This is a genomic window from Lichenicola sp., assembly GCF_965198575.1.
Classification (GTDB): Bacteria; Pseudomonadota; Alphaproteobacteria; order Acetobacterales; family Acetobacteraceae; genus Lichenicola.
Genome location: NZ_OZ240671.1, coordinates 3,746,246 through 3,760,166, shown reverse-complemented (window position 1 = coordinate 3,760,166; position 13,921 = coordinate 3,746,246). Strand labels below are relative to the sequence as shown.

9 protein-coding genes are annotated in these 13,921 nt (G+C 66.8%); 4 read left to right on the top strand and 5 right to left on the bottom strand.

The genetic code is table 11. From position 1 onward, the window contains the following. Nucleotides 1–110: 110 nt before the first annotated feature. The 5 genes from ACOEQ2_RS16985 to ACOEQ2_RS16965 all read right to left on the bottom strand — a co-directional run bounded on the left by ACOEQ2_RS16985 (nt 111) and on the right by ACOEQ2_RS16965 (nt 6,018). Nucleotides 111–1,061, bottom strand: coding sequence for an NAD(P)/FAD-dependent oxidoreductase (locus tag ACOEQ2_RS16985; RefSeq protein ID WP_419729127.1), 951 nt, complete (start codon nt 1,059–1,061; stop codon nt 111–113). Between the two features lie 280 nt (nt 1,062–1,341). Beyond that, entirely contained in the window at nt 1,342–2,343 is a 1,002-nt protein-coding gene (locus ACOEQ2_RS16980) for an ABC transporter permease (RefSeq protein WP_419729126.1), read from the bottom strand. Continuing rightward, nucleotides 2,340–3,323: an ABC transporter permease gene (locus tag ACOEQ2_RS16975; RefSeq protein ID WP_419729125.1), complete on the bottom strand. Its 984-nt coding sequence runs from the start codon at nt 3,321–3,323 to the stop codon at nt 2,340–2,342. The genes ACOEQ2_RS16980 and ACOEQ2_RS16975 overlap by 4 nt, the downstream gene beginning before the upstream one ends. Next, nucleotides 3,320–4,903 (bottom strand): sugar ABC transporter ATP-binding protein, encoded by a 1,584-nt coding sequence (locus ACOEQ2_RS16970; protein WP_419729124.1) that lies wholly within the window; start codon nt 4,901–4,903, stop codon nt 3,320–3,322. The genes ACOEQ2_RS16975 and ACOEQ2_RS16970 overlap by 4 nt, the downstream gene beginning before the upstream one ends. Beyond that, a complete protein-coding gene (locus tag ACOEQ2_RS16965) occupies nt 4,900–6,018 on the bottom strand; it encodes a substrate-binding domain-containing protein (RefSeq protein ID WP_419729123.1) in 1,119 nt (372 codons plus the stop codon). The genes ACOEQ2_RS16970 and ACOEQ2_RS16965 overlap by 4 nt, the downstream gene beginning before the upstream one ends. Nucleotides 6,019–6,165: 147 nt before the next feature. Between ACOEQ2_RS16965 and ACOEQ2_RS16960 the strand changes: the two genes are divergently transcribed. From ACOEQ2_RS16960 to ACOEQ2_RS16945, 4 genes are all read left to right on the top strand, one after another. Then, entirely contained in the window at nt 6,166–7,695 is a 1,530-nt protein-coding gene (locus ACOEQ2_RS16960) for a UxaA family hydrolase (protein WP_419729122.1), read from the top strand. Further along, complete coding sequence (locus ACOEQ2_RS16955) at nt 7,692–8,987, top strand: leucine-rich repeat-containing protein kinase family protein (protein WP_419729121.1); 1,296 nt, start codon at nt 7,692–7,694, stop codon at nt 8,985–8,987. The genes ACOEQ2_RS16960 and ACOEQ2_RS16955 overlap by 4 nt, the downstream gene beginning before the upstream one ends. Nucleotides 8,988–9,381: 394 nt before the next feature. After that, entirely contained in the window at nt 9,382–10,818 is a 1,437-nt protein-coding gene (locus tag ACOEQ2_RS16950) for an efflux RND transporter periplasmic adaptor subunit (RefSeq protein WP_419729120.1), read from the top strand. 9 nt (nt 10,819–10,827) lie between these two features. Continuing rightward, nucleotides 10,828–13,881 carry an efflux RND transporter permease subunit gene (locus ACOEQ2_RS16945; RefSeq protein WP_419729119.1) on the top strand — a complete coding sequence of 1,018 codons (3,054 nt, stop codon included), beginning with the start codon at nt 10,828–10,830 and terminating at the stop codon, nt 13,879–13,881. The last annotated feature ends 40 nt before the right edge of the window (nt 13,882–13,921 follow it).

Genomic DNA, 13,921 nt, shown 5'->3' with positions numbered 1-13,921 from the left:
ATCTTCCCCCCAAGCGCACGGACACCAGACCGTGGGCTGCAGGGTGCCGCTGATGACACGGCGGAGGCTGCGGCAGATCACTCTGTGATCAGTATGTCAGCCCGGCGCGATCAGCGGCCGGGTTCGTCCTCGGTCGGGATTTCGCAGCGGTTGTGGATGTCGGTGGCGGCCGCGGCGGCGTGGCCCATCGCGACGACGATCTGGTTCAGTCCGCGCACCACGTCACCGGCGGCGTACAAACCGTCGATGCTGGTCTTGTTGTGTGCGTCGACAATGAGTGCGCCGTTCTCGTCGTGATCGGCGCCGAGCGACACTGCCAGGTCGGAGCGGATGGTGAGACCGAACGCGGAATACAGCGTGTCGAACGCGTGCTCCGCGCCGCCCTCGGTTCGGATCGCGGTGATCCGCCCGTCACCCGCGACCAACGCGGCGATCGGCTCGGCGACGACGCGCACGCCGTGTTCCGCAAGGCGCGCGTGGTCCTCCTCGGTCAGCTGCATGCGGCTGCCGGTCGCGAGCAGGGTGACGTCGCGCGAGTATGTGCGGGCGATGAAGATCGCCTCGGCCATGCCATGCGCGCCCTCGCCGATCACCGCGACGCGCTGGCCGCTGGCCTCGTAGCCGTCGCACACCGGGCAGTAGCGCACCAGGCCCTGCTGCATCGCTTCGCGCAGGTCGGGCACCGGCGGCGGCCTGTCCTTGGAGCCTGTCGCCAGCAGCACTCGCCGCGCCCGCAATTGCACCGGCGGCTCGGCGTCCCGCTCGATCGTGGCGACGAAACCGTGCTCCGCGCGGACGAGCGCGGTGACGCTGCCGAGAACTGGCTGCACGTCGTAGCGGGCGAGATGGGCGCGTTGCCGCTCGAGCATCTCGACCCCGGACACGCCGTCCGAGAAGACCGGGAAGTTGTGCGTGCTGGGGATCCAGGAGGCCCGGCTGTCACCGCCATCGACCAAGGCGAACCGACGCTTGAAGCGGGCCAGGTACAACGCAGCCGTCAGTCCAGCCGGTCCGCCACCGATCACCAGGCCATCGAGAAGATCGGAACGCGGCTCGCCCATGCATCATCCACCACCCGCGTGGATCGCGGAGGCCGCTGCTTACACGAGAAGCGCCGACGAATGCGTTGACGACCCCGCACGCTGTCGCAAACGTGAGCCGAAAACCCCGAGGGGGGAGACCGTTCGAGAATGGCTATGCCGAGTGAGAGTGCCGTCCTTTACGGCGCGCCTAGCGTGGTCGTCGAGAACCGGAGCGGAGCGGCCTCGATGGCCGTAAGCATGCGGCAGGCGCAAACGACCGCGTCGGATCGCCGGCACGGCGCATTCGCGACCGGTCTCCCTAGGTTTGGCCGGTGCGGGTGCGTCCGTAGAGCAGAAGCATCGAGAAGATGACGACGCCGTAGATGATCTGGCGTCCGGCATCGGGCATCTGCATCACCGCCAGCATGCTCTGCAGCAGCACGATCAGCAGGGTACCGACGATGGTGCCGGAATAGCGGCCGCGACCGCCGACGATGCTGGTGCCGCCCAGCACCACGGCTGCGATCGCCGGCAGCAGGTAGGCGTCGCCCATGCCCTGGAACGCCTTGCCCGCGTAGCCTGTGAGCAGCACGCCCGAGAGCGTACTGGCAGCCCCGGCCAACACGAAGCAAAGGCACACGACGCGCTTCACCGGCATGCCGGAGAGGTAGGCGGCGCGTTCGCGGTTGCCGATCGCATATACACAGCGGCCGAACGGCGTCGCCCGGAGCAGGATCGTGGCCGACGCACCGACCGCCGCCCAGACCAGTATGGCGTTCGGAATGCCCGGGATCAGGTGGCCGCCGGACAGCCAGATCACGATCGGGGCAGCCGACGAGGAGGGTGCGGATCCGCCGGTATAGAGCACCATCAGGCCTTGCAGCACCGCGTTGACGCCAAGCGTGAAGATCATCGACGGGATCCGCAGGAACGCGACGCCGAGCCCGTTCACCAGCCCGACCAGCGCACCCACGGCGATCGCGATCGGGATCGATGCCACGCCACCGAGTTCGGTGCCGGCGAGCCCGGTGCCGAGCATCGCGCCGGCGGCGAGCGTCCACGGCACCGACAGGTCGATATGGCCGAGCAGGATCACCAGCATCGCGCCGGTCGCGACGATGCCCAGGAAGGAGGCAACCTGGAACTGCTGGATCAGGTAGCGCGGCGACAGGAAGCTCGAATTGTACAACGAGCCGGCGAGCAGGATCACGACGATGCAGCCGCTCGCCACCACCAGCGGCAGGTCGAGCCGACCGAATGCCGCGCGAAACCCGGTCGCGCGGGTCGGGCCGGTTGCCACGGCGCCCTCTCGGACGGTCACCGGTAGGTCTCCAGGCGGTTGCGGATGCGCAGGATCGGCAGCGCCCCGAGGCTGACGGCGGCGAGCAGGATCAGGCCCTGGAACAGCGGCTGCCACAGCGGCGAGGCGCTCATCACGAACAGCAGGTCGCCGATGGTGCGCAGGATGAAGGCGCCGATGATCGAGCCGACGATGCCGCCGACGCCGCCGAACAGCGAGGTGCCGCCGATCACCACCGCGGCGATGCTGTTGAGGGTGAAATCGCCGGCCTGGATGGCGCTGGCCTGTGCGGACTCCGCGATCAGCGTGAGCAGCAGCCCGGCCATCCCGGCGAGGAACCCGGCGCCGGTATAGGCCGCGATCTTGGCACGATCGACCTTCACGCCCGACATGTACGCCGACGCCTCCGCCGAGCCGACGGCATAGATCCCGCGTCCGGTGAGCGAGCGGCGGAACGGCATCCACAGCAGCAGCAGCACGGCGGCCAGCACCACCAGGGTGACCGGTACGCCGCCGATCGCACCGGTCATCGCGCTGGCGAAATCATCGTCGACGTCGCCGCCCGGAGCCGGACGCAGCAGCAGCGACACGCCATAGAACATCGTGCTGGTGGCGAGCGTCGCGATGATCGGCTGCAGCCGTCCCAGAACCACCGCCGCCGCATTCAGCCCGCCGGCAACGAAGCCGCTCGCCAGCACCGCCACGACGCCGCCGGCAACCTGCAGGGGGGTGCCGCTGACCAGCGTCGAGGCCAGGCAGTTGGCCAGCACCACGATCGCGCCGATCGACAGGTCGATGCCACCGGTCAGCACAGGCAGCGTCTGGGCGCTGGCAATCAGGGCCAGCAGCACGCCCTTGTTGGCGGCGGTGACCAGCACGCTGTCCTGCACGCCGTGCGGCTGCAGCAGCAGATACAACCCGAACATCGCGATGAAGATGGCGCCGGCGAGCAGGGGCAGCGCGTTGTGCCGCAGCACCAGGCGGGTGGTGGACGTGGTCACGACGCCATCTCCGGCTGTGTCGACGCGCTCGCGATATCCAGCGCGCCGGCAATGATCGCCTGCTCGGTGATGCCGTCGCCGGTCAGGGTGCGGGTGATGCGGCCGCCATAGAAGATCTCGACCCGGTCACAGAGACCGATGAGCTCGTCGTAATCCGTCGTGTACAGCAGGATCGTCGTGCCGGCCTCCGCCAGCGTGCGCAAGAGCCGGTAGATCTCCTGCTTGGTGCCGACATCGATGCCGCGGGTCGGGTCACACAGCAGCAGCACGCGCGGACCGGCCAGCAGCCACTTGCCGATCGCTACCTTCTGCTGGTTGCCGCCGGACAGGGTGCCGACCGGCAGATCCACCACCGCCTTGATCTGCATCCGCCGGACGATGTCGGCCACCGCCGCACCCTCGCGCGCACGGTCGAGGAACGGGCCGCGGCACCAGTCGCCGAGCGTCGCCGCGGTCAGGTTCTCGGCCACCGTCATCGGCAGCATCAGCCCCTCGGTCTTGCGATCCTCCGGGATCAGCGCAAGCTTCAGCGTGTCCGACATCGCCGCGTGCGGGCTGCCGGGACGCACGACCCGGCCGTCGACCAGCATCTCGCCGGTGGTGCCGGCGAGGCATCCGAACAGCGCCAGCAGGAACTCGCGCTGCCCCTGCCCGTCCAGGCCGCCGAGACCCACGATCTCGCCTGCGGTGGCGGTCAGCGACACGCCGCGCAAGCGGTCCTCCCAGGCGAGATTGCGGGTCTCGATCACCGGGGCGGCGCGTGTTGCGGGCGGCAATGGCTTCGGCGGAAACATCTGCGACAATTCGCGGCCGATCATCATGCGGACGATCTGGTCCTCGGTGCGCTCGCCGCTGACGAAGCTCTCGACATGCAGGCCGTTGGCGAACACCGAGCAGGTGTCAGCCAACTCGCGGATCTCGTGCATGCGGTGCGAGATGTAGAGGATGCACATGCCTTCCGACCGCAGCCGCTTCAGCAGAGTGACGACGCGGGCCACGTCGTCGGCTGTCAGCGCCGAGGTGGCCTCGTCCAGGATCAACAGCCGCGGACGACGCCCGAGCGCCTTGGCGATCTCGACCATCTGCCGGCGCGACAATGGCAGGTCGCGCACGCGTTCGCGCGGATCGATCCCCTCGCAGCCGATCTCGGCGAGCAGCCGCTGCGCGTTGGCAAATTGCGCGCGGCTGTCGATCAGCCCGAAGCGGCGCGGCGGGTCGGTGATGCCGATATTGTCGGCGACACTCAGGTCCGGCATCAGCGACAATTCCTGGAACACGCAGACGATGCCTTGCGCCTGCGCGTCCAGCGGTCCGCGGAACCTCACCGGCACGCCGTCGAGGCGCATCTCGCCCGCGGTCGGTGTCACCACGCCGGAAATGATCTTGATCAGCGTGCTCTTGCCGGCCCCGTTCTCGCCCATGACGGCATGGATCGAGCCGGCCTCGCAGCGCAGCCTTCCATAAGCCAGCGCCACCACGGGGCCGTAATGCTTGACGATGTTGTCGAGTTCGAGAAGCGGCGGTGCCGCCCCGCCCCCGGCTCCTGGCCGTGGTGACGGGTCCGAGGCGGCGTGGCTCACTTACCCGGCTGTCCGTTGATCTCGGCCGCCGACAGCTTGATGTCGCAGACCGGGAAATCATGTGCCGCAAAGAACGTGTCGCTGAGCTCTGGGAAGTAGTTCGTGCCAGCCTGCATGTTCTTGTAGTTGGCGATCTGCGCCGGCACTCGGATTTCCTCCGGCAGGGTCTGGCCCTGCAACGCCGCGAGTGCGACCTTCAGTGCCACTGCCGACAAGGCCGGCGACTGGCCGACGCTCTCGCCCATCAGTCCGGGGTTGGCCACGATCAGCTTGCGGAAGCCGTTCTCGCCCTCGCCGTCGATCGGGATCAGCGGCTTGTGGCTGTCGAGCAGCGCATGGGTCACGCCGACGCTGCCGCCCTGGGTGTAGATGCCGTCGAAGTTGCCGTTGACCGCGAGCGCATCGGCGACCGCCTTCTGGCCGGTGCCGTCGTCCCAGTTGCCGACCACCTCGGTGACCTGGATGCCCGGATCGGCCTTGAGCGCCGCGCGGAAGCCCTCATGGCGGTCCTGGTCGACGCTGGTGCCGGGCACGCCGCGGACCTCGAGGACGTGCTTCTTGTCCTTCATGGTCTGGTTGAGCCAGTCGCCCATCATCTGGCCCATCTCGTACTGGTCCTGGTTGACCTGCACCAGGTTGGTCTCGGACGGCGTGCGGGCGAGCACGTTGTCGAAGCTCACCACCACCACGCCGGCGGCCTTGGCGCGACGCATCACCGGCTTGAAGGCGGTCGGGCTGTTGCTGTCGATCAGGATGGCGTCGAAGCCAGCGCTGATGAAGTTGTCCATCGCGGCGATCTGAGCCGAGACGTCGGTGCCGACGCTGACGATGCGAAGTTCCTTGATCTGTGCTGCAACCGCGGGCTGTGCAGCGTACGCCTTGAGCGTCTGCAGCATCTGCACGCGCCAGGCATTGCCGATGAACCCGTTGGCGAAGGCGATCCGGTATGGACCCTTCTTCGCGGGCAGCGTGACCATCTTGCTGTCGCCCTTGAGCGGCGCGAAGCACTGGCCGGCGGTGCCGTCGGCAGCCCGTGTCGGGGTGACGCCGAGTGCTGCCACGGCGATGATGAGCGCCGCCAGGCTGGCGTAAGCGGTTCGGGTTCGTGTTGTCATGGATGTGCGTCTTCCCTGCCGACCGGGCTTCCCGCCGGCCTTACCGGACCGAGGATGGAGCAGTTTGCCGGCAACAGGCAATCCCGAACGTTTGCCCCCTGCGCGCAATGGTCATAAGACCGGGCCAGCCGTTTTCGGGGTGCTCCAATGGATGTCGCGGTCTCCTCCATCATCAGCCTGCATGCCCGTGACAACGTGGCCGTGGCGCGGCGGCCGATCGAGCCGGGCGAGTGGCTCGATAGCGGCGTGCGGGCGACGGGCCAGGTGCCGCGCGGCCACAAGATCGCCACCGTCGCCATCCCGGCCGGCACGCCGGTGCGCAAGTACGGCCAGGTGATCGGCAACGCGACGCGCGATATCGCCGCCGGCGAGCATGTCCACACCGACAACCTGGAGATGAGCGACTTCGCCCTGACGCACGCCTTCTGCGTCGAGGCCGAGCCGGCTACCCTGCTGCCGGACGCCGAGCGCGCGACCTTCCAGGGCTTCCTGCGCCCCGATGGCCGGGTCGGCACGCGCAACTATATCGCGGTGATCTCGTCGGTGAACTGCTCGGCCACCGTCTGCCGCGCCGTCGCCGACCACTTCAACAACAAGGGCGGCCTCGACGGTCATCCGACGATCGACGGCGTGATCGCCCTCACCCATGGCGGCGGCTGCGCGATCAACACGCTCGAGGAGGGCTACCTCTACCTGACGCGCACGCTCGCCGGGTACGCCGCCCACCCGAATGTCGGCGGCGTGCTGATGATCGGGCTCGGCTGCGAAACCAACCAGATCCCGCTGCTGATGCAGGCGCGCGGCCTGGTCGAGGGCCCGCTGCTGCGCACCATGACGATCCAGGAAACCGGCGGCACGAGACGCACCATCGAGGCCGCGATCGGGATCGTGCGTGGCATGCTCGACGATGTCGGCAGTGCGGTGCGCACCCCGCAGCCCGCTTCCGCGTTGGTGCTGGCGCTGGAGTGCGGCGGCTCCGACGGCTATTCCGGCATTTCCGCCAACCCCGCACTCGGGCACGCGGCGGACTTGCTGGTGCGTAATGGCGGCACTGCGGTGCTGGCGGAAACTCCTGAAATCTACGGCGCCGAGCATCTGCTGACCCGTCGCGCCGCAACGCCGGCGGTGGCCGAGAAACTGCTCGAGCGCATCGCCTGGTGGCGCGACTACACCGTGCGCAACAAAGCCGAGCTCAACAACAACCCGTCGCACGGCAACAAGACAGGCGGGCTGACCACCATCCTGGAGAAGTCGCTCGGTGCGGTCGCCAAGAGCCCGCAATCGCAGCTGGAGGCGGTGTATGAATATGCCGAGCCGATCACCGCGCGCGGCTTCGTCTTCATGGACACGCCCGGCTACGATCCGGTGGCGGTGACCGGACAGGTGGCGGGCGGCTGCACCATCATCTGCTTCACCACCGGACGCGGCTCGACGTCGGGCTTCAAGCCGGCGCCCTGCATCAAGCTCGCCACCAACACGCCGATGTACCAGCGCATGGCCGACGACATGGACATCGATTGCGGCGGCATCGTTGACGGCACCGACAGCATCATTGCTGCCGGGGAGCGCATCTTTGCAGCAATATTGGCGATCGCGTCCGGCGAACGCAGCCTGAGCGAGCAGTTCGATTACGGCGACAACGAGTTCGTGCCCTGGCAGGTCGGCGCGGTGATGTGAACGACACGACGACGCTCGACGAACTCCGTCGCGGCGAGCTGGCCGGCGCCACCCAGCTCGCTCTCCGCGGCGGCCTGACGGAGTTGCCGCGCGAGGTGTTCGGGCTGGCCGACACGCTCGAGGTGCTGGACCTGTCCGGCAACGCGCTCGACAGCCTGCCGCACGACATGCAACGGCTACACCGGCTGCGCGTGCTGTTCTGCTCGCACAACCGCTTCACCCGCCTGCCCGATTGCCTCGGCGACTGCCCGTCCCTTACCCAGATCGGCTTCCGCGGCACCGGTCTGCGCGAGATTCCGGCGGACGCGCTGCCGGCGGGTTTGCGCTGGCTCACCCTCACCGACAACCGGATCGACACCCTGCCCGAGGCGCTCGGCGAGCGGCCACATCTGCAGAAACTGATGCTGTCGGGAAACCAGCTGCAACGGCTGCCCGACAGCCTCGCCGGGGCATCCCGGCTGGAACTGTTGCGGATCTCGGCCAACCGGCTCGACAGCCTGCCCGAGTGGCTGGCCGAGTTGCCCCGACTGGCGTGGCTCGCATATGCCGGCAATCCGCTAAATGGTCCGCTTCGTGAGGTCGCGCCTGCCCGCACCATCGCGTGGCGGAATCTGCAGCCGGGACAGCTGCTTGGCGAGGGGTCGTCGGGACGGGTGCAGCAGGTGCTGTGGCAGCCGCCGGACGAGGCGCCGCGCGAGTTGGCGCTGAAGCTGTTCAAGGGTTCGATGACCAGCGACGGCCTGCCCGACCACGAGGTCGCCGCCAGCCTGACGGCGGGTGAGCATCCCGCGCTGACCGGAGCACTCGGCCGTCTCGCCGGCCATCCGGAGCAGGCGGAGGGGTTGCTGATGACGCTGCTGCCGGCCGGCTGGAGCACGCTTGCCGGACCACCCAGCCTGGCCAGCTGCACCCGCGACATCTATCCGGAGGGCCTGCGTCTGGAGGCCGACACGGTACGGCGGATTGCCCGCTCCGTCGCCACCGCCGCCGACCACCTGCACCGCCGCCGAATGCTGCACGGCGACCTCTACGCCCACAACATCCTGTGGGACGGTCACGATGGCGAGGCCGTCCTGAGCGATCTCGGCGCCGCCTCCTTCCTGCCGGATGACGCGGTGGGCACCGCGTTGCCACGCACCGAGGTGCTTGCCTGGGGCCTGCTGCTCGGCGAACTGCTGGACCGCTGCGTTGACCCGCCGGAAAACCTTTACGAGTTGCAGCGCGAGTGCGTTCTGCTGATGCCATCCGAACGCCCGGTCATGACCGAGGTGCTTTCCGCAATCGGCGCCTGAGCGGGGTCACGCACAGTTCTTTCGATTGTAAAACGGACCCTCTGGCAGCAGGCTTGGAAGAGGAGGACGCCTCTCCGTCAGGAAGCACTGAGTGATACGGAACAGGTTTTACCGGACAGTTTTCCGAGTTGGAAATCCGCTGTATCGACCGTGTCGGAAATGTCGATCCTAGCCGTCTGCACAGTTGTGCTCGTATCCATCCTGTTCTTTCACTCTGACTCTAGCTTGTGGAGTCCCCGGTCTGTCCCGCTTCCGACTTGTTGACAAACTGAAGGAAGTCCTCGGTCTGTCTCTACAAATGCGGCTCATCCTCCTGCTCCCAGGAATAGTGATAGGCAGTGCCGAGTACACGCTCAAAAGAGTCTGGAATCTCTCGCGCGGACGGTTCTGGTGGTTGTTCATCGGTAGCGTGGGGGCCTGGCTTCCAAAGACTACCCTCGATGCAATGCATATGTCCTGGCAGGCCGGTTTTGCCACGCTTTCATTGATCTACGGGATAGGCGCCATATTCAGCCTGGTTATGGTGCTTCTGGGAGCTGGTTTTGCAGCACAGGTCTTCGGCGATCGGGTCAGGAGTGGCGGTCTCATCACCAGGGGCCATGGAATCCGAGCTAGGCAGATCCGCAAAACCGTAGCAAACTGGAAATCGGATCAAGTCGGTTGGCGAATGAAAGAGCCGCTCAAGAAGCAAGCCGGTTCCAATCACGCCGGAAATGGCCTGCGCCACGCCGTCGTGCAGCAGCGACACGCAAGATGGCTGTCAGACCGAGCAATCACTATTTCGGCGATCCTGCTCTCCACCCTCTGCCAGACCATCGCCGCCGCGGCCGCCGAACCCGCCCAGATCGTCTCGACCATGCGGGCAGGTCTGCAGGACTGGCAGCCGACCCTCGACGCAGTAGGCAACCTGCGCGCCGAACGCGGCGTGAACCTCGCCTTCGAGGCATCCGGCATCGTATCGAAAATCAATTTCGTCTCCGGCCAGTCCGTTGCCGCGGGTGACGTGCTGGCACAGCTGCGCCTGAACGACGAGCCTGGCCGCCTCGCCCAACTTAAGGCCCAGGCACGTTTTGCAAGCGTCAGCCTCGCGCGCGATGCCCGGCTTCTGCAGTCGAAGACCACGAGCAACGCCGTCGTCGATCAGGATCAATCGAACCTGCTCGCCCTGATGGGTCAGATCGACGCGCAACAGGCGATGATCGCCGAGAAGACCCTGGCCGCTCCGTTCGCAGGCCAGCTCGGCATCCGCCAGATCGATCTCGGCGAGTTCCTGACACAAGGCACGTTCGTCGTCACATTGCAGTCGCTCGATCCGATCGACGTCGATTTCTACATCCCCCAGCAGCAGTTGCGGGACCTGCGCGTCGGCATGCAGGCGATCGTGACGGTGGATGGCTGGGGTGACCGCGCGTTTACCGGAAAGCTCCAGGCGATCACGCCGCAGGTCGACCAGGCCAGCCGCACGGTGGTGGTGCGGGCGCAGATCGAGAACCATGACCACGCTCTGATCCCCGGCATGTTTGCGTCCGTCCGCGTCGGCATCGGTGTGGTGCAGCACCACGTCACGTTGCCGATCTCCGCGATCTCCGCCACGACCTACGGCAGCACCGTCTACGTAATCCGCAACACCGGAAAGGACCGGATCGCGCACCAGCTCCTCGTCACGACCGGGCCTGAGCGTGGCGACCAGGTCGCGATCCTGTCCGGACTGTCGCCGGGCGAGGAGGTGGTCACCGCCGGCCAGCTCAAGCTGCACGAGGGCACGCCGGTCGTCGTGAACAACGCGGTGCAGCCGGATTTCGCGGCTCACCCGCAACTGCCGCAGGAATAGGACCCTCCCGTGCGGCTCACCGACCTCTTCATCCGCCGCCCGGTGTTTGCCCTGGTGGTCAGCCTGCTGATCCTGCTTGCCGGGCTGCGGGCCGGTCTGACGCTGCCGATGCAGCAGTTTCCGAGAACCGTCAGCGCCACGATCCAGATCCAGACAAGCTTTTATGGCGCCGACGCCGCCACCGTCGCCAGCTTCATCACGACGCCGATCGAGGCGGCCGTCTCGCAGACCGAGGGCATCGACTACATGACCTCGCAGAGCCAGTCCGGCGTCAGCACCGTCACCCTCAGCCTGCGTCTCAACCAGGATCCGAACCGGGCGATGACCCAGGTGCAGGCCTTCGTCCAGGGCATCACCGCCCAGCTTCCCGCCGGATACCAGCCGCCCGTCATCGCGGTCTACAACGCGGCCGGCCAGGAAATGCAGCTGGCTGTCTCGAGCAACCTGATCGCGCCGCAACAGGTGTCGGATTACCTGACGCGGTTCGTGGTGCCGCAGCTGCAGGCCGTGCCCGGCGTGCTGTCGGTCGTCAACCTGACGCAGACCAACATCGCCCTGCGGGTCTGGCTGGATCCGAAGCGGCTGGCCGGACACGGCCTGACCGCCACCGACGTCGCCGACGCGCTCACCGCCAACGACTATATCACCGGTGTCGGCACGACTTTGGGCGGAACCATTTTCGCCAACCTGGCAATCGCCAGCGGCCTGCATACGGAAACGGAGTTCCGCAACCTCGTCGTTGCCAGGCACGATGGCGTGCTGATCCGGCTGCGCGACATCGCCGATGTCGGATATGCCCCAGACAGCCTCAACATGAGCCTGACCGACAGCCTCGGCAAAGGTGCCGCACTCGGCATTTCGGTCTCGCCCACCGCCAATCTGCTCCAGGTGGCGCATCGTGTTCGCGCGACCTTTGCCGCCATCTGCGCCACCATGCCGCCGGGCATGCAGGGACGCATCCTGTACAGCGCGGCCGACTACGTGGATGCATCCCGGCACGACGTGCTGGTCGCCCTGGGCGAGGCGCTGGTGATCGTGGCACTGGCGGTATTGGTGTTCCTGGGCTCGCCGCGCGCCGTCTTCATTCCGCTCGTCACCATCCCGCTCTCGCTGATCGGGACGCTCAGCCTGATGGCGGTGATGGGGTTCTCCATCAACCTGCTGACGCTCCTCGCACTGGTGCTGGCGATCGGACTTGTCGTCGATGACGCGATCATCATCGTTGAAAGCGTCGATCGCCACATGAGGCAGGGCATGACACCGTTCGCGTCCGCGTCGCTGGCGGCAGTCGGGCTCTCGGGCCCGATCCTGGCGATGACGGTGGTGCTGGTTGCGGCCTATGTCCCGATCGGTCTGCAGGCCGGCCTCACCGGTGCGTTATTCACCGAATTCGCCTTCACCCTGGCCGCCAGCGTCACGGTTTCCGCGGTCGTGGCACTCACGCTTTCGCCGATGATGTGCGCGTATCTGTTGCGCCCGGAGCAGCAGCGTCCCGGCCGGCTCGTGCGTTTCAACGATGCCGTGCAGCATCACCTCGAGCGCGTCTATCGATCGGTCCTGCACCGCGCCCTCATCGTTTGGCCGCTCCTGATCGTGTTCGGACTGGCGATGATGGTTGCCATGGTCCTGATGTTCCGCGGCTCGTCCAGCGAACTGGCGCCGCAGGAGGATACCGGGCTGCTGATCGTCGGCGGCCAGGCGCCACCGAATGCCGACCTGGACCAGATCGCCCGCTACGATCCGCCGATCATCAAGGCCATGCAGGCGATCCCGGAAGGCGCGTTGTACTGGCTGGTGGATAGTCCCGGCCAGGTCGGCGACGGCATCGTGCTCAAGCCGTGGAACGAGCGGCACCGGACGGCGATGGTGCTGCAGGACCAGCTGCAATCGGCGCTGAACACCGTTGCCGGGCTGCAACTCGCGGTCTTCCAGCCGCCCTCCCTACCGGGCGCGCAGGGCATGCCGATCCAGTTCGTGCTCAAGGGATCCGGCTCGATCGAGGCGCTCGCCGAGGTCAGCGACCGAATGCTGATCGCTGCCCACAGGAGCGGGTTGTTCACCTATATCGACAAGGACCTGAAGATCGACCAGCCGCAGACCACGATCGAACTCGACAGATCCAAGCTCGCACAGATCGGACTGCGCGTGTCGGATATCGGCAGTTCGCTCAATTGGCTGCTCGGCGGAAACTACGTGAACTATTTCAGCATCCACGGCCATTCCTACAAGGTGATGCCGCTGGTGGTGCGCGACCAGCGGCTCAACCCTGCGCAGATCCTCGACTATCCGATCGCGACCATCGGTGGCGTCCCGATCCTGCTGTCGTCGGTGGCGACGCTGTCGCATCAGGTCATGCCCGAGCAGATCACCCATTTCCAGCAGCTCAATGCGACCACGCTGTCCGGCATTCCCGGCCCGGGAGTCAGCACCGACCGGGCCCTGCATTTCCTCCAGGATCTGGCACGGCAGGATCTTCCGGCGGATTTCACCACCGACACGGCGGGGGCGCTGCGTGAATATGTCGCGGACCAGGGCTCGTTCCTGCCGAGCTTCGGCTTTGCGGTGATCGTGATCTTCCTGACCCTGGCTGCGCTCTTCGAGAGCTTCCGGGATCCGCTGATCATTCTGGCGTCGGTACCGATGTCGCTCGCCGGCGCGCTCTTCTTCATCTGGATGGGGGTCGGCGGGGCCTCGCTCAACATCTTCAGCGAGATCGGGCTGGTGACGCTGGCCGGCCTGATCAGCAAGCACGGGATCCTGATCGTCGAGGTGGCCAACACCCAGCAGAAGCTCGGGTTATCCAAGCGCGCCGCCATCGAGCTCGCGGCGGTCCTGCGTCTGCGGCCCATCCTCATGACCACCGGCGCCATGGTGTTCGGCGTGCTGCCGTTGATCGTCGCCACCGGTGCCGGCTCGGCGGCGCGCTTTGCCATGGGGTTGGTGATCGCTACCGGACTCGGTATCGGCACGCTTTTCACCTTGTTCGTGGTCCCCGCCGCCTATCTCCTGATCGCCGGCAACCACCAGCGATCGGCCGACCGACGCTCCCTGCCTCAGGGTTGATGGCAAAGGCCTGGAACCGTAGGGTCACCCTACGCCGGCG

Coding starts and splice junctions, on each gene's coding strand:
- ACOEQ2_RS16985 (WP_419729127.1), bottom strand. CDS start 1,061: ATGGGCGAGCCGCGTTCCGATCTTCTCGATGGCCTGGTGATCGGTGGC.
- ACOEQ2_RS16965 (WP_419729123.1), bottom strand. CDS start 6,018: ATGACAACACGAACCCGAACCGCTTACGCCAGCCTGGCGGCGCTCATC.
- ACOEQ2_RS16960 (WP_419729122.1), top strand. CDS start 6,166: ATGGATGTCGCGGTCTCCTCCATCATCAGCCTGCATGCCCGTGACAAC.